The sequence below is a fragment of the Chryseobacterium sp. 7 genome (assembly GCF_003663845.1).
Lineage (GTDB): Bacteria > Bacteroidota > Bacteroidia > Flavobacteriales > Weeksellaceae > Chryseobacterium.
This window is the reverse complement of record NZ_RCCA01000001.1, coordinates 2,638,696-2,659,522: the sequence shown is the minus strand read 5'-3', so window position 1 is coordinate 2,659,522 and position 20,827 is coordinate 2,638,696. Positions and strand designations below refer to the sequence as shown.

The following is a 20,827-nucleotide window of genomic DNA, read 5'->3' as shown; positions in this document are numbered from 1 at the left end:
TTAAAATTTTGAAAAAATGAAAAATTCAGCATTAAAAGGAGCTCTTGGAGCACTAGCAGTTGTAGGTGTAGCCTTAATTGCAAAAAAAGCAGCACAAAGAAAAAGATTTATCAAAGGTATCTTTGATGAGTACGGAATCAAAGAAAAGTCACCTTTCGGACTGGCAGATAAAATCAGAGAAATGAATGAAGAAGACTATCAGGAATTGAAAGGGAAATTCAAAAAAGAATTCCATTCAAGATGCTGCAAAAAGGATAATACCTGCGAAGCATAAGAAAAGTAAAAACTAAATTGAAATTGTTACATTCCGGCTCGGGAAGCTTTGCTTCCCGAGCCGGAATTTTTTTATTTAAAATAGATAGAATCTGCTTACGTTGAAATATCAGTGAGTAGACTACTACATATAGATTCCTGGCATTATTCGGAATGCTAAAAATATTGTTGAATTATTCTTGGAAATTGAAAAGCATACAATTTTATCGTAGATAAAATCTTAGTGCCTTAAAAATATACAGTTTGTTATACAAAGACTAGCGTCTTTGCGATTAACCAACCATTTCACTTCTTATGAGATTGTTTTACCTTCAGTTCGCAATGACTTTTTTGAGCTATATTTTCAACAAAATTTTTGTTGGAAATATCAAACACAAAGAAAAATAAATCCTTATTTTTGTAATGCTCAATGAAAGATTACTACTATTTTCTCGGTATTTCCCAGGATGCTTCTGAAGAAGACGTCAAAAAAGCGTATCGGAAGCTGTCTTTAAAATACCATCCCGATAAAAACGATAACGACGATTTTTTTGCAGACCGTTTCCGTGAGATTCAGGAAGCTTATGAAACATTGAGTGATTCTGTCAGAAGACGTGCTTACGATCAAAATCTTGAAAATCACCAGCGAAGTTTCAGATATAATATTCCGCCTGCAATCAAAACTTTTACAGCGAATAAAATTCATGCGAAAAAAGGGGAGGAGATTATCATCAACTGGCAGACGAGTAATGCCGATGTGGTGAAGATATTGCCTTTCGGATTAGAAAAGCCGTATGGAGAGAGGATCTTTAAGATCACAGAATTTAAAGACGGAAAATTCCAGCTTCTTCTTCATGTAACCAATTCTCTTTTGCACAAAACCGTCGTTCAGGGAATTACCATTACTGAGGTTTTTGAGAATGATTCTGAAAAATTCAAAAATACGGTAGAGGAAATGTTTAAACCACAACCGAGAACGAGAATCAATAAAACAGGTCAGCCTAAAATTATGATGCTGATCTGGGGAATTGTCATTATCGCAATTGCAATTTATATGCTGATCAGAAATTTCAGCTGATTATGCCATTTTCTTCCTTCCGGGGCACTTTTTACATCTTTTTCCTTTCTTGAACTTTTTGCAGCAAGATTTCTTTTCACAGAACATCTCTTCATTATTGAATGAGTAAGGGGCCAATGGCGGAACTTTAAATGGGACAATCATATTCATGCTGCAAATATATTAATTTAGAATAAATATAATTAATAAATTTTCATAAAAAATTGCAGACCTGAAAATTAGGCCTGCAATTGGGGCATTATTTAAATGAAAATGAAGTTGTAAACTGAAACCTGAAAGCATCACTTTTCATTCCTTCAAAATTTTCTGTTTTTGCATAGTTTCCCTCTATACCCATTTTTAAATTTTTATACGGCTGATAAATAACATTTACGGCAGCATTTTGAAAACGTTTCATAAGAGTTTTTACAACTGCCGGATTGGAGCCCACCTGAGAATAACTATAGTAAGCCACCGAGCTCCATTTTGGAGACCACCAATGCTCAAAAATTCCCAGTATATTGAACAGACTCAACGTTTCTGCTGTATTCTGTTCAGGGTTGAATACAGCATCATAACCTTCTCCGCTTAAAACAATATTGTTTCTTGCAATTCCTTTTCCATAAGAAGTCTGAAATCTGATGTCATCAAGCTTCGTCACATATTTTCTGAATGAAACAATTCCTCCAAATCCAATCTTCGTATAGCCATTTTCTTGATTTTCATAGTCAACAGGAGATAAAGTTCCTCCTATTTTAAAATAGTCTCTGGTATTTCCATATCGGTACATCCCTGTGGCAATGGGGATCAGACTTTTTTTCTTCCATGCAGAATGAGAAGAAGGTATAATCATACTTACTTTAGCCGGATCTTCCAGTGAAAAGGATAAAATTTCTTTATCAGAAAGCTTTTCAGAATATCGTACCTGAACAGAACGGGTAAGCATTGCACCGTTAGCTCCATTAAAATCAAATATGTTTGGAAAAATCTCCTCATCGTCGAAATTACTCCATGTTTGGCCAATCAACCATTTTTTCCACTGAATGTAGGCATGTCTTAATCTTGGAGCCGTGGTTCCGTTAGCTCCGTAAAAATCCATTTCCACGTAGGCAGAAACCGGTGAATCTCCATTTTTATCTGTCTGTTTAAAACCTAATCCTATTTGGGATTGCCTCACGCTGAAGTAACTGGACATTGAATTGTGCTGAGGAAGTACTATAGAAGGAGCCACAATTCCGTCTTTAGCTCCCACTTGTTGAAAATCCAGCATTGCATCTGCACGTATAAATCCTTTTACATAAGCAGACCATTTTCTTCCGGCAGTATCCGGATCCGTATTGGCAATGGTTATTTGGGCATTTGCTTTTGACTGAAATGCAATCAAAGCAAAAGTAGTGAACACAGACATAATATGTCTGCTCCTCTTTTTTCTCGTCATCTGTGTGTTCTGTTTGTATGGTATTTAAATTATGTTCTCATAAGAAATTGAATTTATCTGTTGTTAATTTAAAATTTTCATAGTTTTTAACAGGTTTTTATCACCTTATTGTGATTGTTTATACGAATGTACAAATGATATCTGAAATGCCTTAAGTGAAAAATTTAATGTTATTGATAGGAGTGTTGATCATAAATCTAAAAAAACTGCACAGAAAATAAAATGAATATTCCTTAAAAATTAATTTTTCTAAAATTAATTTCATTAAACAGTGAAATAATAAAATTTGTTTTTTAACATTTGAAAAGACTTTATTCTGGAATTTTAAGAATTTTTAAGAAAATAGAGGGTTGTTTTCTATGTTGCGAAATCGCTCAAAAAAACGTAATTTTACGAATCTTTTTTACAAACAAAATCTAATAAATAAAAATGAATACAGAACAGTTTGTGAGCCGTCACATTTCCCTTAATGAAGCCGATAAGCAGGCGATGTTGGAAAAACTTGGCGTTTCTAGTATTGAAGAGTTAATTTCTCAAACCATCCCATCCTCTATCCGTTTAGAGAAAGATCTTGAGATCTCGGAACCGCTTTCTGAATACGAAATGTTGAACCATTCAAAAGAATTGGCATCTAAAAATACAGATTATACGAGTTATATCGGTTTTGGATACCACAATACACTTTTACCTTCAGCAATCCAAAGAAATATTTTCGAAAATCCTAGCTGGTATACTGCTTACACACCTTATCAGGCAGAGATTGCACAGGGAAGACTGGAAGCTCTTCTTAATTTCCAGACTGTAGTATGTGATCTTACAGGTTTTGCATTAGCCAATGCATCTCTTTTGGACGAATCTACTGCTGCAGCCGAAGCAATGCACATGTTCTTCAACAACAGAACGAAAGATCAGAAAAAAGCAGGAGCTAATAAATTCTTTATTTCAGACCTTGTACTTCCTCAAACAGTTTCTGTTTTAAAAACAAAAGCTGAAGGTTTAGAAATCGAAATCGTAGTAGGGAACCACAAAACTCATCAGTTTGACGGTTCTTATTATGGTATTTTACTACAATATCCTGGTAAAAACGGAATTGTTCTGGATTATACTGAAGATATCGTAGAATACAAAAAACTTGATCTTCAGGTAGCCGTTGCTTGTGACCCGATGGCTCTGGTTAAATTAAAGTCTCCAGCAGAAATGGGTGCTGACTGTGCGGTAGGTACTACACAGAGATTTGGTATTCCATTAGGGTACGGAGGTCCTCACGCAGCGTTCTTTGCTTGTAGAGAAGATTATAAAAGAGATATTCCGGGAAGAATCATCGGGGTTTCTCAGGATATGTACGGAAGACGTGCATTAAGAATGGCATTGCAGACAAGAGAGCAGCATATCAAAAGAGAAAAAGCTACTTCAAATATCTGTACAGCTCAGGTTCTATTGGCAGTAATGGCAGGGATGTATGCTGTTTACCACGGACCAAAAGGATTAAACTATATCGCAGATCAGATTCACTTTAAAGCAAATGCTTTGAAAGGAGGTCTTAAAGCATTAGGATATCAGGTAGTAGAAGAACCTATCTTCGATACTGTAAAGATTACAATGCCGGAAGAAGAGAAAGCAAGATTGGTAAGACTGATGCTTGATCACAGATTAAACCTTAACTATTTCACAGAAGGAGTGGTAAGTATTGCGATCAACGAAAGTACAACATTAGATAAATTAAATGTTCTGATGGCTTCTTTCGCTCAGTTTAAAGACAAGCAGACTTTCAAATTAGAAATAAAAGAAGGATACAGTATTCCGGAAGAAAACTTAAGAAAAGACGAAATTCTTACAGAATCTGTATTCAATAAATACCATACGGAAACAGAATTGATGCGTTACATCAAGCGTCTTGAGAGAAAAGACTTATCATTGACTCATTCAATGATTTCTCTGGGATCTTGTACCATGAAACTGAACGCAGCCACTCAAATGTTGCCGCTTTCATGGGAAAACTGGGGTGCAGTTCACCCATTCGTACCAGTTAATCAGGCTGAAGGATATCAGGAAATGATCCGTGAATTAGAGAAAGACTTAGCAGAAATTACAGGTTTTGCAGGAACTTCTCTTCAGCCAAACTCCGGAGCTCAGGGAGAGTATGCAGGGCTAATGGTGATCAGAGAATATCACATTTCAAGAGGAGACCACCAAAGAAATGTAGTATTGATTCCCCAGTCTGCACACGGAACAAACCCAGCTTCTGCTGCAATGGCAGGAATGAAAATCGTAGTCGTGAAAAATCTTGAAAACGGGGAAATCGACTTCGCAGATCTTAAAGCTAAAACAGAAATTCATTCAGCAAACTTATCTGCTGTAATGATCACTTATCCTTCTACTTACGGATTCTTTGATGCTAACATTAAAGAAATTACCAACCTTATCCACGAGCACGGAGGACAAGTATATATGGATGGTGCAAATATGAACGCTCAGGTAGGATTTACAAGTCCTGGAAACATCGGAGCAGACGTTTGCCACCTTAACCTTCACAAAACTTTCGCAATTCCTCACGGAGGTGGAGGTCCTGGAGTAGGTCCAATCTGTGTTGCTAAGCACTTAGTTCCTTTCCTTCCTTCTAACGCGAATATCAGAATCGGTTCTAAAGAAGCTATCGAAGGTATCTCTGCTGCACCTTACGGTTCAGGACTGATCCTTAACATTTCTTATTCTTACATCAAAATGTTAGGAACTGAAGGTCTTAAAAAAGCTACAGGACATGCTATCATGAATGCTAACTACCTGAAAGAAATTTTAGCAGAGCATTTCCCAATTTTGTATTCAAACGAAAACGGAAGAGTAGCTCACGAATGTATCGTAGATTTCCGTCAGTTCAAATCTTTAGGAATTGAAGTGGCTGACGTGGCGAAGAGATTAATGGATTATGGTTTCCATGCTCCTACCGTTTCTTTCCCGGTTGCAGGTACCTTGATGATTGAGCCTACAGAATCTGAAAGCAAATCTGAAATTGACCGTTTTGCAGAAGCGTTGATCTCTATCAAAAAAGAAATCGATGAAATTGCTAATGGAGAAGCAGATACTACAAACAACGTATTGAAAAACGCTCCTCACACAGAGCAGCTGGTAATCTCTGATTCTTGGGATAAACCATACAGCAGAGAAAAGGCAGCTTATCCACTAGAGTGGGTGAGAGACCACAAATTCTTTGCTTCTGTATCAAGAGTAGATGAAGCTTACGGAGACAGAAACTTAGTATGTACTTGTGAGCCTATTGAAGCTTATATGTAATCTTAGTTTTAAATATAACAAATCCCTTTCAGCAATGAGAGGGATTTTTGTTTTATGGTCATTGCGAGCAAAGTGAACCAATCTCTGGCTTGGTATAATCAACTATGTTCTTGTTTTTCAAAAAATCACCTCCCAAAAACTGAGAGGTGCCTTAGTATTTAAATTCTGGTTTGTTATCTTCTTTTAACGGTATACGCCAGTAAAATTGCCAAGCCCATTGTAACGCAGGTTATAATTGAAATGGTTTCAATTGAAATTCCACTTTTTATCTGTGGGTTTTCTTTTTCACATGAAAAAAAGAATAATAATGTCATTAATAGACATGCCGATAGTAATTTTTTATTCATAAATGCATTTGTTTGGTTATTAAATGTTTATATCAAAAAGTATACCGGATTTGTAGACTATAAAAGTGTTGTAATAAATCTTAATTTAATTTTCGTTTGTGATTTTTTGATAGATAATTTAAGCCTTTTCTTCATTCCAATAATAACTGTCCGGGTAGATTCTCGCTCCAAAAACAGCTGTCCCCACTCGTACAATCGTAGCACCTTCTTCAATGGCTGTTTCCAGATCTCCGCTCATTCCCATAGAAAGTTCTGTCATGGTTATGTTAGGAATATTTTCGAAGATGATGTCTTGCTGAAGCTTTTTAAGGATTTTAAAGCATGCTCTTACTTTCTCCGTCTCGGCACTAAATAAGCCGATTGTCATCAATCCTTTTATATTCAGAGTAGAGTAGTTGGAAACCTTTCTGACAAGCTCAATGGCTTTATTGGGATCAACTCCAAATTTACTCTCTTCATTGGACGTATTCACCTGAATGAAAACATCCATTGTCCGTTTTTCGGTTAAAAGTTTTTCATGAAGTTTTTCAGCCAGTTCCAGGCGATCCAGAGACTGTATGCATTTGACATTATATTTTAGAATATCTTTGATTTTATTGGTTTGAAGATGTCCAATAAAATGATTTTCATGAGGAATATCCTTTAGGTCTTCATATTTCTCTTTTAGCTCCTGAACTTTGTTTTCAGCAATTAAAGTCTGGCCATGCTCCAACGCGATTTTGATGCGCTCTACTGAAACCGTTTTGGTAGCTAATAACAACTTAATGTCATCGGTTTTCCTTCCGGATTTTTCACAGGCATTTTTTATCCGGGCATGGATCAGAGTGAGATTATGGAGGATATCTTCTTTCATGATGAAATGATTTCTTTGGCTTCCAGTTTTTTAATTAAAGCCGCCTTCACGGCTGTTAAAGCATAATCTTTAGCTTCGGCAAAAGAAACAGCATATTTTCTTTCAACCGTTCTCATTTCTTCAGGAAACTTTGCCAGCAACTGATCATAGTAGGTATCCAGAATTTCATCAGAAGGCATTTCGTAATTGATTTTCAGCTGGAAGCGTCTCAATAAAGCCGTGTCAATAATCTCAGGATGATTGGTAGCACACAATAAAAGTGAATTTTCAGGGTAATAATCAATCAATTGAATTAAAGTATTAACTAATCTTCTCATTTCACCCACATCCTTATCATCGCTGCCTCTCGCTTTTCCTATCTGATCCAGCTCATCCAGAAAAAGTACAGATCTTTCACGCCCCGCTTTATCAAAGATCATTTTAATATTCTGAGACGTTTCTCCGATGCGGGATGAAACAATATTGCTCAGATTCAGGATTATTATATTTTTTCCTAAAGCGTTGGCAATAGCCTTTGCTGTCATTGTTTTTCCGCAGCCTGAACTTCCCTGAAGTAAAATCTTATTATTAACCGGAAGACCGTATTCCTGCAGCTCTTTAATATAAGTATGTTCCTTGATAAGCTGTACAAGCTGATCTCTGTTATTCGTGTCGAGAAATACTTCGTTAAGGGTTACTTGTTCTTTATCTTGAATAATGAGGTTGTACAGATTCATAATGACGTTTAAAAGAATTATTGAATGCACAAAGATAGAGCTTTATAAAATGCGGGAAGGAATCCTGAATGATAATAAACGTATGGTCCAACGAAAATGAATGAGAAATTATATATTATAAATGATGATTGATGAATAATGAATGATGAGGGAAAATCGGTATTAAAAACAATCTGTGAAAATCTGCGGGATCTGCGGTCAAAAAAATTCTTCCAAAAAAAGCTCAATAAAAAAGAAAAGCCAGTCTTACGGCTGGCTTTCTCATTTGGATATTAAAATTTGTTATGAAACTAAGATCTTTCTGCTTATGTTTTTGGGCCCTTTTACCCGATGGTAAAAGAGCAATCTGATCTCTCAGACTAAAAACATAAAACAATATAATTAGTATAGATATTCTATAGGCTTTCTTTATTTTAAGATTAGTTTCTCTCTCTTCTCACTGTCATGAAATAAGAAGCAATTACTACTAAACCTGTTGCGATACCGATATAAGTTACCATTTTGTATTATTTTTAATTATTTGACTTTTTTTTATCAATTTTTCAATTGCAATATTACTGCTTTCAAATCATGTGCCAAAGCAAATATTTATGATGTATATCAGTGTATTATGATGGTTTGTGTTCGTTTATTGATGAATTTTATTTACGTTAAATTAATATATTATTTGAAATTTATTAATACTTTTATTGTTCTATCTGTAAAATTGTGTGAAAACGATAATCGTTTCTTGACTTCTATATTGGAGTTGATAAAACAAATAATAAATAATGCTTAGCATAATATTGCTGTAAAGTGTATTTTTTGAACTTTAATTTTTCACCTTAAATAGATTTTCATGTTAAGAAAACTTATTTTTCGACTGAATTTTTCCTCCGGAATTTTTGTCAGCTGTCACATTTCATGACATAGAGAAATATTGTTTTGATGTCATAACTTATGCAATGACATACTTTATAATTCGTTTAAACGATCAATGTAGTTAAAAATAAGGCACTTAAGTTAACTTAAATGCCTTTAGAAAGTATAAGCGGGTATATTAATTTTAATATGAACCAGTTTGAACAGACGAAAAAATGTCTGTTTTTTTCAATAAAAGAGTTAATCTCATTCTTTTCCCTTTTGGAAATACAGAAGTGCTTTCGTTACTTTTGTATAAAGAATGAATTTTATGGGACGCAGTTATATTTTTCTCGCTTTGGCTATTATATTTGAGATCATCGCTACCACTTTTCTGAAGAAATCTGAAGAGTTCTCTAAGCTATGGCCGTCTGTAGTAACCGTTATAGGATATGCCTGTGCCTTTTATTTTCTGAGTCTTACCCTTCGCCAGATTCCCGTAGGAATTACCTATGCCATCTGGTCCGGAGTAGGGATTGTCTTTATAACAGCAATTGGTGTTATAGCATTCAAGCAGGTTCCGGACCTGCCCGCTATTATTGGTATTGCTTTAATTATTATTGGGGTAATTATTATCAATGTATTTTCAAAAATGGGTACCCATTAAAAAATAATCTCCTGATGCTTTTGCATCTGTTTCCAATGTTGAGACCTTGTTTTGTATAAAAAAAACTTGCCCAGTTTATATTTGAACTTTAAGTATCCGCGGAACTCAATACCGTTAAATAACGTAAAAGAAGTTGCCGGATTTTCTTCTAATGTCTGTCTGATACCATTACTAAATACAGTAGGACCTGTGGTAGCATGTATATCATGTGGATAGCGGTGAGTGTTTATATTATCCATCATCAATTCTAATGTTTTCTTTAGAAAAGGATGATTTTTATTGAAAATAAGTGCCCATTGAACATACAGATTTTCGTGTCTTTCTACGCTGATCACGGCTTCATCGTTATCCTTAATCAATTTTCTGAATGGTTTGATAATACTGCTGTCGATATCCAGATATATACCTCCTTTCTTGTACAAAACAGCATACCTGAAAAAGTCAGCTTTTGCAGCACCAATCCTCAGTTTACGATAAGTTTCAATATATTGGGGTGGAAATTCTTCTGTGAGAAATTTTTCTATGTCGTTATCGTCATAAAAGTAATACTTGTATTCCGGATTTTTTCTTTTCATATTCCAGATATGATAACGCGTAATCAGAGGAAGTTTCTTCGTTATAAAAGTCTGAAATATCTGTTTAGGTACTGCCATATTCAATTTTATTCAATTCTTACAGGGAAATCCCGAAATCATTTTCATCAACCATTTGCATAAGTGGTAATAAGATTTTTCATGAATGAGAATTCTCCGAACCTGTGTTTTTATGTGGTTTTGATTGTATTTTATATGAATGGTTAAATCCCGAAGGAAAGAAATTTTAATTTTTTTTTAATCTTTTAGTTCAGATGCTTGAAAATGAGTTTTAAAACTTTAAAAATAAATGCTTGAAGAATCTTATTTTACCTTTTGTCTTTCAAAAGGATTATAAGAAATACCGGCATTGAAATAGAAAGAGGGTTGATAGGTTCCTTTCCATATATAATCATTAAAAGACTCCTTCTTGTTAAAAGCTCTTGAATTAATATTGGCTCTGAGTCCGGTTTTGAAAGTACCAATGAAGTTTCCGCCAAGATTGTGCTCATAAATAGCTCCTGAATTGAGAGCAACCTGCCGGAATTCATATGTATTATTATTGTGGTAGGTATAGAAAGAAGTATTATCCATCTCTGTTCCAAAAGACAGCCTTCCGTTTGATGAAATATTTTTTCTCACCAATACTTTTTTAGGAAGCAGAATATCCAGTACCCATCCGTTACTGAATCTGTTTTCATAAGTGAAAACAGGCAGCACAGGAATCTGAGCGCTTGGATCAATAATACCTGCTAATCCAAGACTCATTTTTGTTTTTGGAGTTGCTTTTAAAATCAATGAAGCAGTAACCAATCCTCTGATCCGTTCGAAATGCTGCTCACTTCCATCCGTTGAAATACTGGCAGAATAAATAGCTGTTTTTTTGAATAACTTTGAAAAATAGCTAAGGTTAATTGCTTCCGAATGATAATGGAAGTTTTGTGGACTTTCAGTTTCCGGGATAAGGGGTTTTTCGTTGCCGATAGAAGTATAGCGGTAGCTCAGGGCAGTGCTCAAAAGCCAGCTTCTGTTTTTGATAAAATAAATATTAGCATCTGCCTTCACCTGTTGAAAGCTTTTCATCTTGTTGTCCGGTAAATCCTTTCCCTGAAGCTGCGAAGAAAATGAAGAGGGTGTAACCAACGTGTATTCAAGATTGAAGTTTCGGGCCTGCGGAATTTTATCCGCAAAGAAAGCGCGCACTTTCAAAGGAATACTATCCTTTTTCTGGGCATAAATAATGTTTTTAAAAGGAAAGATTGCCAGCGGTACAAGCATTCTTCTCAATGTTTTCATGGTAGTTTATTTTAAAGGTTGAATAGCAGATTGGAAGAAATTGAATGTGAAAATCCGGTCATAGAAGATATCCAGGCTATTTTCAATAATGGCATCCGTATATAGGGAAGTATCCGGAACAAAAGATTCCTCTACAAAAACAAACCAGAGCTCCGTGAGGCAATATCTTCTTCTGAATTCTTCAGAAGCATTACTGTCTGGCACCGAAGAATGCTTAAGGTCACAAAATAGAATTCCTTTTTTCTCTCCTTCATGTTCCACAATATTAATAGAATGATGCAGATAGCTGATAATTTTCATTTTCGGATCGAAACAATCTACAAAATGATGTAAATCAATAAGCTGTATTACTTTTTCTTCCTGTTGAGATTCTGTCATAAAAAAGCATTCTAGTGATATTTCCTGAGTCAGTTCGTGAAAAGCTGTTAATTCCATATGTGTCATTTTAGGCTACAAAGGAATAGAGAAAAGGAGTGCGGGGATTTGTTTTTATACAAAACGGCTGGTATTTTATACAAAATCCCGGAAGCTGAAACTTGGTATAATAAAATGCAGGTTTTGTATAATAAAATAGTTGTATTTTACGTTATTCTCTATTTTTGTTAACTATAAAATGAGCCTATCGTATGAAATACAGTCCATGGAAATTTGAAGAAACCTTTGTAATGGATTTTCTGGTGGAAGAGAAGTATGGATTCCGAAGGCATCTGCTGTTTCTGATTTTCTTTTTCTTTCTGATGTACAGCGCAAGGTTCTGGCATTGGTATTCCGGGATGTATCAGTATTATGTTTTATTCTTTGTGTATGTCATTCTCATTACAATGGTCTACATTAATATATATGTCTTGGTTCCGAAGTTCTTCTTTAAAACAAAATATGTCACCTATCTTGTTCTGCTGGTTCTGATGGGGGTAGGGGGGCTTAATTTTATAGGATATGGTTTTAAGCTGTTCTTTGAAGAATTCAGAGTGAAAAATATTCTTAGGGAAAATGAAAAGGGTGGAATTTATGAAGGTGTTCTGATGTGTATTCCTATTATCATGACCACTACTACCATAAAACTTTTGCAGAAATGGATCAATGACAATAAAAGGATTAATGAGCTTAGTAAGCTTACCATGAGTATGGAGCTTAATGAATTGAGAAATCAGATTAATCCACACTTTCTGTTCAATATGCTGAATAATGTAAAAGCACTCATAAGAACAGATCCGGCAAAAGCTTCAGTGGTTATTGTAAAACTTTCAGAATTTCTCAGGTATCAGCTTTATGAAAATAGTGAAGAAAAAACATTACTGACTTCGGAAATTGATTTTCTGTCTAACTTTTTAAACCTTGAAAAGATAAGAAGAGATAATTTCTCTTTTGATATTCATACAGAAGTTGATAAAAGAATCATCAGCAGTACTTTTATTCCGCCCAATCTGTTTACCACTTTTGTAGAAAATGCAGTCAAGCACAGTGTAGATCTCAATGGGGGAGAGTCTTATGTGAAAATTGAAATCGGTATTGAAAACAAGCAGCTTTATTTCAGATGTGTGAATTCAAGAAGTGTAGGTTATGCAGTTTCGGACAGCAAAAACAGTGGACTTGGTCTTGCCAATATCACCAGAAGACTGGAACTTCTTTATAATGATACTTTTGACCTCCAGATAGAATCCGATGAAAAAGAATATAATGTAAATTTAAAAATTCCCGTGTGATGAATTGTATTATAGTTGATGATGAACCCCTGGCAAGATCCGAAATGAGATCGCTGATCAATGAAATCTCCGGTATTGATATCCTTGGCGAATTTTCCAATGCTCCGTCTGCGCTGGAGTTCCTTAAAGATAATGATGTGGATCTTATTTTCCTCGATATAGAAATGCCCATGGTAACAGGCCTTGAGTTTGTAGAAATGCTTCCGAAAAAATCCCTTATTATTTTTACAACGGCCTATTCTCAATATGCGCTAAAGAGTTATGAACTGGAAGCTGTAGATTATCTGTTGAAGCCTATTGATCCTCAAAGACTGGAAAAAGCGATTGATAAAGCCACACTTTATACTGAACTTTTGTCTAAAGATACCGTGAAAAATACAGTAGAGTCCAATACTGCAGATTTTTTATTCATCAAAGCAGAAAGAAGATTCTATAAGATCAGTTTTTCAGATATTAAGTTTATAGAAGGGCTCAAAGATTATGTAGTTATTCATACAAAACAGCAGAAACTTATCACTGCAATGAATTTAAAAACCACCCATCAGAAAATATCCGGAGAAACCTTTATCAGAGTCAGCAAGTCCTATGTTGTAAATATGAATTATATAGATTCATTTGACAATCATAATATATACATAGAAGATTCTGAGATTCCACTTGGAGAAGTATACAGAGCTGAATTCTTTACAAAATTTGCCGGAGGACTTCTGAATTCAGATTAGAATATAATTAATGAGCAATAATAAATATCACTCACAAGCTCAAAAAGATCTGTGGAAATTTGTGTAATCAGTGGGAAAATATTTAATAAAGTTTCTGATCTTTTTCACAAAAGAAACTTCTCCTTTTTCCTTTCCCTGTTTGTTTGGTAATGAGCTTCTGGCCGCATATCGGACAGACAGATTTCGTATGAACCAGCCAGTGCTTTTTCAAAACAAATTCTCTTTTCCATTTCAGAAAATCAAAACTGTAATTTCTGGCTTCAGCAATAAGTTCTTTTCTTTTTTTGGGAGGAAGATTACCCAGTAAACTTTCAGGCTGAACTCCAATTCTGAAAAGAACCTCATTTTTAATAATATTTCCGACTCCCGAAAAGATATCCTGATTCATCAATGCATCACAGACCATCATTTTCGGATTGGATTTTAACTTCTCTTCAGCCTTCTTAGAATTCCACTGATCATTCATTATATCAGCTTCCCAATCTATGGTGGAAAGATATTCAAGAGGTACGGATTTTATGGAACAGGTGTAGAAATAAATGCTTCCGGTAGAGAAAAACAATGCTAAACGCAGACTTTTATCAGGTTTGGTCTGCTCATTAATGCTGTAAGAGCCAAACATTAATAAATGGATACGAATGGCAGCTTTTTCAAAAATAAGGTAAGTCTGTTTTCCAAAAGTCCGGATTTCAAGGAGGGATTGTCCAATGAACACCTTTTTTTCGAATTTGGCATTTCCTGAAACTTCTGTCACTTGCTGGCACGCAAATGGCTGCAGGTTTTCTTTCATTAATATGATGGACGGACCTTCAGGCATACGTTTATTTTGAGATAAAGATTCAAATAATATTCCATAATTGAATAAAATCTAAAGTTTTATCCCAAAATAAACCTATTCAAAATATATTCAGACCAGTTTTTGCCCTACGAATCGGATAACAGAACCCGTCCCGTTATGAAAAAGTCCCTCATTGAGCTCGATTTCTGTTTCTGCCAATTCAATAATGTGATAATCCGGAAAATCTGCTTTGATCTCTTCAACAGAAAATAAAGATTCAATATCTTTCGGACCGCCTATCTTTTCGTTCTTTGCAATATATTCAAGATGATTTTTACTGAAAGCTTCGAAAATAATAAAGCCGCCCTTACGCAGATACTGATTCAGCATTTGGTGGATTGAAGATTTAATAGCACCCGGAAAATGCGCATAGATAAGAGCAATGGCATCAAACTGTTCTTTCTGATAATCCAAAGTTGAAAGTTCTCCCACTTGATAATCAATAGAAGTTTGCAGCTGTTCAGCCAGTTGCAGCGCTTTGTTTCTTCCGTTTGCACTGATATCGAAGGCTGAGACCTGCCATCCCTGTGTAGCTGCAAAAACGGCATTCCGGCCTTCACCTTCTGCAGGGAAAAGTATTTTGCCCGGATTTAATTTGCTAAGCTGTTCTTTCAGATAGTTGTTGGGCTTCGTTCCATAAGCAAATTCTTCGCTGCTGTATCTATCATCCCATCTGTTGAGCCAAGTGTTGTCTGTCATGATAAAAAGAATTTAAAATTTGAAAGAAGAATATTTGTAATTCTTTCGTTATTAGTGGTATCAAATGTAAAATATTTATTCAAGCTTTCCGATCCCTAAAAAACGTTTATTATAATAGATTTTTTGAATGAAAGAACTCTTTAATAAAAATCTAAATACTATTCCGTACAATTAAAATTTGGAGTAATTTTGAAAAATGATGAATTTAAACAAGATTTTCACCAATCAACGTACAGGAAACAATCCACAAACTAAGGCTTCGCGAACTGATTTTCAAAGAGATTTCGACAGAATTATCTTCTCTTCAGCTTTCAGAAGACTGCAGAACAAAACGCAGGTTTTTCCTCTTCCCGGAAGTGTTTTTGTACACAACAGACTTACACATTCTTTGGAAGTATCATCTGTAGGAAGAAGTTTAGGAAGTATTATCGGTGAATTTATTGCTGAAGATTTTAAAGGTGAACTGACTGAAGATTCAAAGAATTTTTATCTCTATAATTTAGGAAACGTTATTGCAGCAGCATGTTTGTGCCATGATGTGGGAAATCCTGCATTCGGACATTCCGGTGAAGATGCCATTGCCAGCTATTTTGAAAGGAATGAAAAAGATCTGAAATCAAAATTCAACGGGAAGGAATGGGCAGATCTGGTTAATTTTGAAGGAAATGCCAACGCAATCAGAGTATTGGCTCAGCAGCAGCAAGGGAAAGATGCAGGAGGTATTCAGTTAACGTTCTCCACGCTGGCAAGTATAGCAAAATATCCATGTGAAGCGGTAGCCAAGAAAAAAGGAATCATTCACAGAAAGAAATTCGGTTTTTTCCAGAATGAAAAAGATATTTTCCTGGAAATTGCCAAAGGAACCCAGCTTATTTCTGAAAGTGAAGAACCGCATATTTTCAAAAGACACCCTTTTGTATGGCTGGTAGAAGCAGCTGACGATATTTGCTACAATATCATTGATATGGAAGATGCTCACCGATTGGGTATTGTTTCAACTGCTGACTGTAAAAACTTATTTTTTGAACTTGTAAAATCTGAAACAGATGATGTTCAGAGAATTGAAACAAAGCTAAGCTCTATTTCCAATGAAAATGAACAGATTTCTTATTTAAGAGCAAAAGTAATCAATGCATTAATCAATAAGTCGATTGAGATGTATAAACATAACTTTGAAACGATTCTTGAAGGAAATCTTGGCAATGGTTTGCTTGATATTTATAAAAAAGAGAATAAAGCATTACAGGATATTGCGAGTTTCTCAGTAGAAAAAATTTACAACCACAAGGCTGTTGTTGAAATTGAAAATGCAGGTTATAATGTAATGTATGAATTGCTGGATCATTTTATTCCTTCCATTCTGAAGCCTGATGGTCAAAGAAAATCCTATGATGAAAAAGCGTTGAAATTAATTCCAAAACAATTCATTTATAATGAAGGAACCGATTATCAGAAAGTTCTTGGAGTGATTGATTTCGTTTCCGGAATGACAGATAATTATGCTACGGATTTGTACAGAAAAATTAAAGGAATAGACATCGGAATGACCGTGTAGATTCTATTTTTTATAATAATTTAAAAGCCTCTTCTATTAAAGTAGAGGCTTTTTTATGCGTTAAAAGTAGCTTTTTCAATGAAATTCGTTCTTCAGTTTAATTTTATTTTTCCTATATTTAAACAAACACGGATAAAAATGTTTTTAACAAAACTGGATTTGTGACGACATATTAAAAAATTAAAAACTATGGGTATATACTTAGCGCCCGTTATTTTCTTCGGGCTTATCATTTTATTTGCTTCGTTTTTTGTTGTCAAGCAGGAAACAGCAGCTATTATTGAACGTTTTGGAAAATTTAGGGCTGTAAAACATTCTGGTCTTCATCTTAAATTGCCAATTATAGATCAGATTGCCAAAAGACTGAATTTAAGAATTCAGCAGCTGGATGTAATGATTGATACAAAAACTTTGGATAACGTTTTCATCAAAATGAAAATTTCCGTTCAGTATCAGGTGATAAGAAGCCAGGTTGGAGATGCATATTATCGTTTAGAAAATCCTGAAAATCAAATTACTTCATTTGTTTTTGATGTGGTAAGAGCAGAAGTTCCAAAATTGAAACTGGATGATGTGTTTGTAAGAAAAGACGATGTCGCAATTGCCGTAAAAAGTGAACTTCAGGAAGCTATGAACAGTTATGGTTATGATATTATCAAAGCCTTGGTAACAGATATTGATCCGGATGAGCAGGTAAAACATGCCATGAACAGAATCAATGCTGCAGAAAGAGAAAAAACAGCGGCAGAATATGAATCCGAAGCACAGAGAATCCGTATTGTAGCAGTTGCAAAAGCAGAAGCAGAATCTAAAAAGCTGCAAGGACAAGGGATTGCCGACCAAAGAAGAGAAATTGCAAAAGGGCTTGAAGAGTCTGTAAGAATGCTGAATAATGTAGATATCAATTCTCACGAAGCATCAGCACTTATTGTGGTAACACAGCATTATGATACTTTACATTCGGTAGGAGCCAGCAGCAGAAGTAATCTCGTACTTCTTCCCAATTCACCCACTGCAGCAAGCGGTATGCTGAATGATCTTGTAGTAGCCATGACAACTGCAAATACAGTAGGTGAGGCTACAAAAGGAAAATATCCTGATCCTCCTCAAAAAGAAACCGGATATTAAAAATTGAACTTAAATTAAATGAAAATCGCTCCTGAAATTTCAGGAGCGGTTTTTTATTATTTTTTCGTTTTAGAAACCTGTTCGATCAGTGTGTATTTGATTGAAGAAGCATCAGTTGGCGGATTAGCGATTTTTTCTGTTTTTACTTTTAAAACATATTCGTAACCTGGCTCATAAGTGAAGCCTTCAATGCTGCTATAGAAATTCGTCCAGTCTGTAGAAGCACTTTCTTTTACCTGCATGCATTGCATACGGCCGGCTCCGGCAGAACACTCTACGGTTTGTGGTCCTACGATAATGGTTTTTTCATTGGCTGCCAGTTCTTTCTTTTTTGTCTTAGAAACCTGTTTTACCAAAGTGTATTTTATGGAAGAAGCATCCGCTGGCGGATTGGCAATTTTTTCCGTTTTTACCTTTAAAACATATTCATACCCCGGCTCATAAGTAAATCCTTCGATATTGCTGTAAAAATTCGTCCAGTTTCCGGAAACGTTTTCTTTTACCTGCAGACATTTCATAGGAGCTACACCTGTACAGTCTGCTGTTTGTGGTCCTACGATGAATGTTTTTTCATCACCTGCGGATGCATTGGCTGTGGTTGTACATTGCGTCATTGCAAATAATGCTAATGCGGGAGCTGCCCCTTTTAGAATTGTTGCTATACTTTTCATAAAACTTGATTTTTTTCCCATACCTCGCAATTACCATGCCGAAATGGGTCAGGTGAATTTGTAGTACTTCTGCTATTGCTTTTTATTTTTTTAATCATTTAATTTGAATTTCTTAAAAACCAACCGCAAAATATAACTCTTATAATAAATATGGAAAATCAAATGCAAGTTGAAAATTACAGGATTCAAAAACCTGAAATGTGGGCAGGAAATATTGAAGATGAGGAAATAAAAAACCTGATCAAAGACTCTGAATTTGCCAAAAGACAAATAGACGAAGGCCGTGACTACTGCTACTTTTTAGATAAAAAATACTATACCAGCAACACCGAAAACAGTGAGTATGTGTGCATGGCATATACGCTGAACGAACCTGGAAACCTTGAAAGAGCTTCTGCTTCTGATGTCATTGTAGAGGAAAATGAAGTCTATCAGATTCACAGGATCAGTGTGTTGAGAGATGGAGTTTTGATTGATAAGATTCCGGATACGAAGATTAAGGTTCTTGACAGTGAAAACCAGAGCAGCGGAGGTGTTCTGAGCAGTAATAAAAAAATCAATATTACCATTAAAGATCTTAGGCTGTATGATGTTCTGATTCTGGAAGATTCAAGAATCAAAGAATTTACAGACCGTGACTTTTTAAGAAAGGAATTCTCAAAGTATGTCTGGGTAAGTCCGGATAACTACTGGGCTTACGGTAGTTTTAAATTTACTTTTATCAACGAACGTGAACAGAAGATTGCTTATAAAAAAACATTTTTCAGAGATGAACAGGGTAATGTTCTTGAGCCGGAAGTCAATCATCTTAAAAAAGGGGAACGTTTTGTGATTGAAGAACAGAATTACATCAATCCTGTAGATTCCGGACGTGAAATTTTCCCTTACATAGATTTTGCTACAGAAAGTAACTGGAAAGATCTTTCCAACTATATTGTACCAATCTATGACGAAATTTTCAATAAAGCTTCCTTGAAGGATTTTGCTCCGAATCTTATAGAAAAACTGGATGCCATTACCGATCAGGATGAAAAGCTGCAATTTGCAATAGAATATGTTCAGAATCATATCTATTACATCTTTAATGCTGATGAAATGAATGGTCATAAACCACAGGAACCATCAGTAACCTATGAAAATAAGCAGGGTGATTGTAAAGCAAAATCAGTTTTGTTAAAAGTTATTCTTGATTATATAGGAGTGGATGCTTCTGTAGTACTCGTGAATTTTAACACAGATTATTATATTAAATATTATCTGCCATCATTATTAAATTTTAATCATGTAGTTGTAAAAGTAAATTATAAAGGCGAAGAATATTTCATAGATGCTACCATCCGTGATGAATTCGGATTGATTGAAAACAGAGGATTTATGTATTTTATGCATTATCTGGAAGTGAAAAAAGATCAGGAGCTTCAGGTAAGAAAGCCGTATAAATTTTCCTATTTCTGCATCAATGAAAAAGTAGATTTGAATGCGCAGGGAAATAGCGGAAAGCTTACCTTGTCTACTACTTACAAAGGAAACAGAGCCAATGCTATGCGCAGGTATTTTAAAAGCACCAATAAAAGAGAAATCATAGACAGCTGGAACAATTTCCTTTTCTATGCGCTTAATTATTCAGGTGACAGGAACGGTACCGATGTCCGTAACGTATTCAAAGATGCAGCAATCGATGTAGTAAGCGATGATAAAAGACTGAATGAAGTGAAGATTCAGTATACCGCTATTGTTGAGAATCCTTATTTTGTGGATCCGCAAAAGAATCGTTTTCTGATGTATTTTGACAGAAACGTTATCAAAGGAAGTGCAAGAGATTTCATTCATAAAGATTTACCCTTCTGGCATAATTTCGATAGCGAGAAATACGAAATCAACCTGCATACAGATCAGAAAATTGATACTGAAGAAAAATATACCATTCAGGAAAGCACAATAGCCAATCCATATTTTGACTATAAAAGTCGTAAGAAAGTAAATAAAAATGGTGCAAGCGTATCTATTGAATACAATCCTTTGGTGAATCTTGAAATTCCGCAAAGCGAATTTGAACAGTTCAGGACAGATCATCATACTGTAGCCGATAGTAATTTCGGACTGGGAATTGATATTATTGAACCTGGGCTCATGAATATGCTTAAATTCAGTTTTAAGAAGAAGTTTAAATAAAGGCTTTAGATTT

Annotated in this window: 18 protein-coding genes; 9 read left to right on the top strand and 9 right to left on the bottom strand. The window is 35.1% G+C overall.

Features of this window, described 5'->3' with window-relative positions:
* Window positions 1-16 precede the first annotated feature (16 nt).
* Entirely contained in the window at window positions 17-274 is a 258-nt protein-coding gene (locus CLU97_RS12310) for a hypothetical protein (RefSeq protein WP_121488186.1), read from the top strand.
* Window positions 275-682: 408 nt separating this feature from the next.
* Entirely contained in the window at window positions 683-1,330 is a 648-nt protein-coding gene (locus tag CLU97_RS12305; RefSeq protein ID WP_121488185.1) for a J domain-containing protein, read from the top strand.
* 238 nt (window positions 1,331-1,568) lie between these two features.
* Here the strand turns inward: CLU97_RS12305 and CLU97_RS12300 are convergent, their stop codons facing one another.
* A complete protein-coding gene (locus tag CLU97_RS12300; RefSeq protein WP_121488184.1) occupies window positions 1,569-2,747 on the bottom strand; it encodes a DcaP family trimeric outer membrane transporter in 1,179 nt (392 codons plus the stop codon).
* Between the two features lie 429 nt (window positions 2,748-3,176).
* Here CLU97_RS12300 and gcvP point away from each other — a divergent pair, with 429 nt between their 5' ends.
* Entirely contained in the window at window positions 3,177-6,035 is a 2,859-nt protein-coding gene (gene gcvP, locus CLU97_RS12295) for an aminomethyl-transferring glycine dehydrogenase (RefSeq protein WP_121488183.1), read from the top strand.
* A 465-nt stretch (window positions 6,036-6,500) separates the two neighbouring features.
* On the opposite strand, the gene CLU97_RS12290 is transcribed toward gcvP, so the two are convergent.
* Together CLU97_RS12290 and CLU97_RS12285 are read right to left on the bottom strand one after the other, a co-directional pair.
* The gene (locus CLU97_RS12290) at window positions 6,501-7,235 is read right to left on the bottom strand and encodes a YggS family pyridoxal phosphate-dependent enzyme (RefSeq protein ID WP_121488182.1); all 735 of its coding nucleotides are present in this window, start codon (window positions 7,233-7,235) and stop codon (window positions 6,501-6,503) included.
* On the bottom strand, window positions 7,232-7,951 hold the full coding sequence (locus CLU97_RS12285; RefSeq protein ID WP_121488181.1) for an AAA family ATPase: 720 nt from the start codon (window positions 7,949-7,951) through the stop codon (window positions 7,232-7,234). The genes CLU97_RS12290 and CLU97_RS12285 overlap by 4 nt, the downstream gene beginning before the upstream one ends.
* A 1,171-nt stretch (window positions 7,952-9,122) precedes the next feature.
* On the opposite strand from CLU97_RS12285, the gene CLU97_RS12280 reads away from it, so the two are divergent.
* Entirely contained in the window at window positions 9,123-9,458 is a 336-nt protein-coding gene (locus CLU97_RS12280) for a DMT family transporter (RefSeq protein WP_121489732.1), read from the top strand.
* Here the strand turns inward: CLU97_RS12280 and CLU97_RS12275 are convergent.
* The 3 genes from CLU97_RS12275 to CLU97_RS12265 all read right to left on the bottom strand — a co-directional run bounded on the left by CLU97_RS12275 (window position 9,455) and on the right by CLU97_RS12265 (window position 11,761).
* Window positions 9,455-10,111 carry a glycosyltransferase family 32 protein gene (locus CLU97_RS12275; RefSeq protein WP_121488180.1) on the bottom strand — a complete coding sequence of 219 codons (657 nt, stop codon included), beginning with the start codon at window positions 10,109-10,111 and terminating at the stop codon, window positions 9,455-9,457. The two genes, CLU97_RS12280 and CLU97_RS12275, sit on opposite strands and share 4 nt — an antisense overlap.
* A gap of 243 nt (window positions 10,112-10,354) precedes the next feature.
* Window positions 10,355-11,326 carry a hypothetical protein gene (locus CLU97_RS12270; protein ID WP_121488179.1) on the bottom strand — a complete coding sequence of 324 codons (972 nt, stop codon included), beginning with the start codon at window positions 11,324-11,326 and terminating at the stop codon, window positions 10,355-10,357.
* A gap of 6 nt (window positions 11,327-11,332) precedes the next feature.
* The gene (locus CLU97_RS12265; RefSeq protein WP_121488178.1) at window positions 11,333-11,761 is read right to left on the bottom strand and encodes a hypothetical protein; all 429 of its coding nucleotides are present in this window, start codon (window positions 11,759-11,761) and stop codon (window positions 11,333-11,335) included.
* Between the two features lie 191 nt (window positions 11,762-11,952).
* Between CLU97_RS12265 and CLU97_RS12260 the strand changes: the two genes are divergently transcribed.
* Together CLU97_RS12260 and CLU97_RS12255 are read left to right on the top strand one after the other, a co-directional pair.
* Window positions 11,953-13,029 (top strand): sensor histidine kinase, encoded by a 1,077-nt coding sequence (locus CLU97_RS12260; protein WP_121488177.1) that lies wholly within the window; start codon window positions 11,953-11,955, stop codon window positions 13,027-13,029.
* On the top strand, window positions 13,029-13,751 hold the full coding sequence (locus CLU97_RS12255; RefSeq protein ID WP_121488176.1) for a LytR/AlgR family response regulator transcription factor: 723 nt from the start codon (window positions 13,029-13,031) through the stop codon (window positions 13,749-13,751). Before CLU97_RS12260 ends, CLU97_RS12255 begins: the two co-directional genes overlap by 1 nt.
* 82 nt (window positions 13,752-13,833) lie before the next feature.
* Here the strand turns inward: CLU97_RS12255 and CLU97_RS12250 are convergent, their stop codons facing one another.
* A complete protein-coding gene (locus tag CLU97_RS12250; protein WP_121488175.1) occupies window positions 13,834-14,568 on the bottom strand; it encodes a DNA-formamidopyrimidine glycosylase family protein in 735 nt (244 codons plus the stop codon).
* Window positions 14,569-14,658: 90 nt separating this feature from the next.
* Window positions 14,659-15,288: a class I SAM-dependent methyltransferase gene (locus CLU97_RS12245; RefSeq protein WP_121488174.1), complete on the bottom strand. Its 630-nt coding sequence runs from the start codon at window positions 15,286-15,288 to the stop codon at window positions 14,659-14,661.
* 199 nt (window positions 15,289-15,487) lie between these two features.
* Here CLU97_RS12245 and CLU97_RS12240 point away from each other — a divergent pair, with 199 nt between their 5' ends.
* Window positions 15,488-16,843, top strand: a complete 1,356-nt coding sequence (locus CLU97_RS12240) for a deoxyguanosinetriphosphate triphosphohydrolase (RefSeq protein ID WP_121489731.1) — start codon at window positions 15,488-15,490, stop codon at window positions 16,841-16,843.
* 189 nt (window positions 16,844-17,032) lie between these two features.
* Window positions 17,033-17,971: an SPFH domain-containing protein gene (locus tag CLU97_RS12235; protein ID WP_121488173.1), complete on the top strand. Its 939-nt coding sequence runs from the start codon at window positions 17,033-17,035 to the stop codon at window positions 17,969-17,971.
* 56 nt (window positions 17,972-18,027) lie between these two features.
* On the opposite strand, the gene CLU97_RS24030 is transcribed toward CLU97_RS12235, so the two are convergent.
* Window positions 18,028-18,642, bottom strand: coding sequence for a DUF4377 domain-containing protein (locus tag CLU97_RS24030; RefSeq protein ID WP_228437678.1), 615 nt, complete (start codon window positions 18,640-18,642; stop codon window positions 18,028-18,030).
* A gap of 150 nt (window positions 18,643-18,792) precedes the next feature.
* On the opposite strand from CLU97_RS24030, the gene CLU97_RS12220 reads away from it, so the two are divergent.
* On the top strand, window positions 18,793-20,814 hold the full coding sequence (locus tag CLU97_RS12220; RefSeq protein ID WP_121488172.1) for a hypothetical protein: 2,022 nt from the start codon (window positions 18,793-18,795) through the stop codon (window positions 20,812-20,814).
* Window positions 20,815-20,827 lie beyond the last annotated feature (13 nt).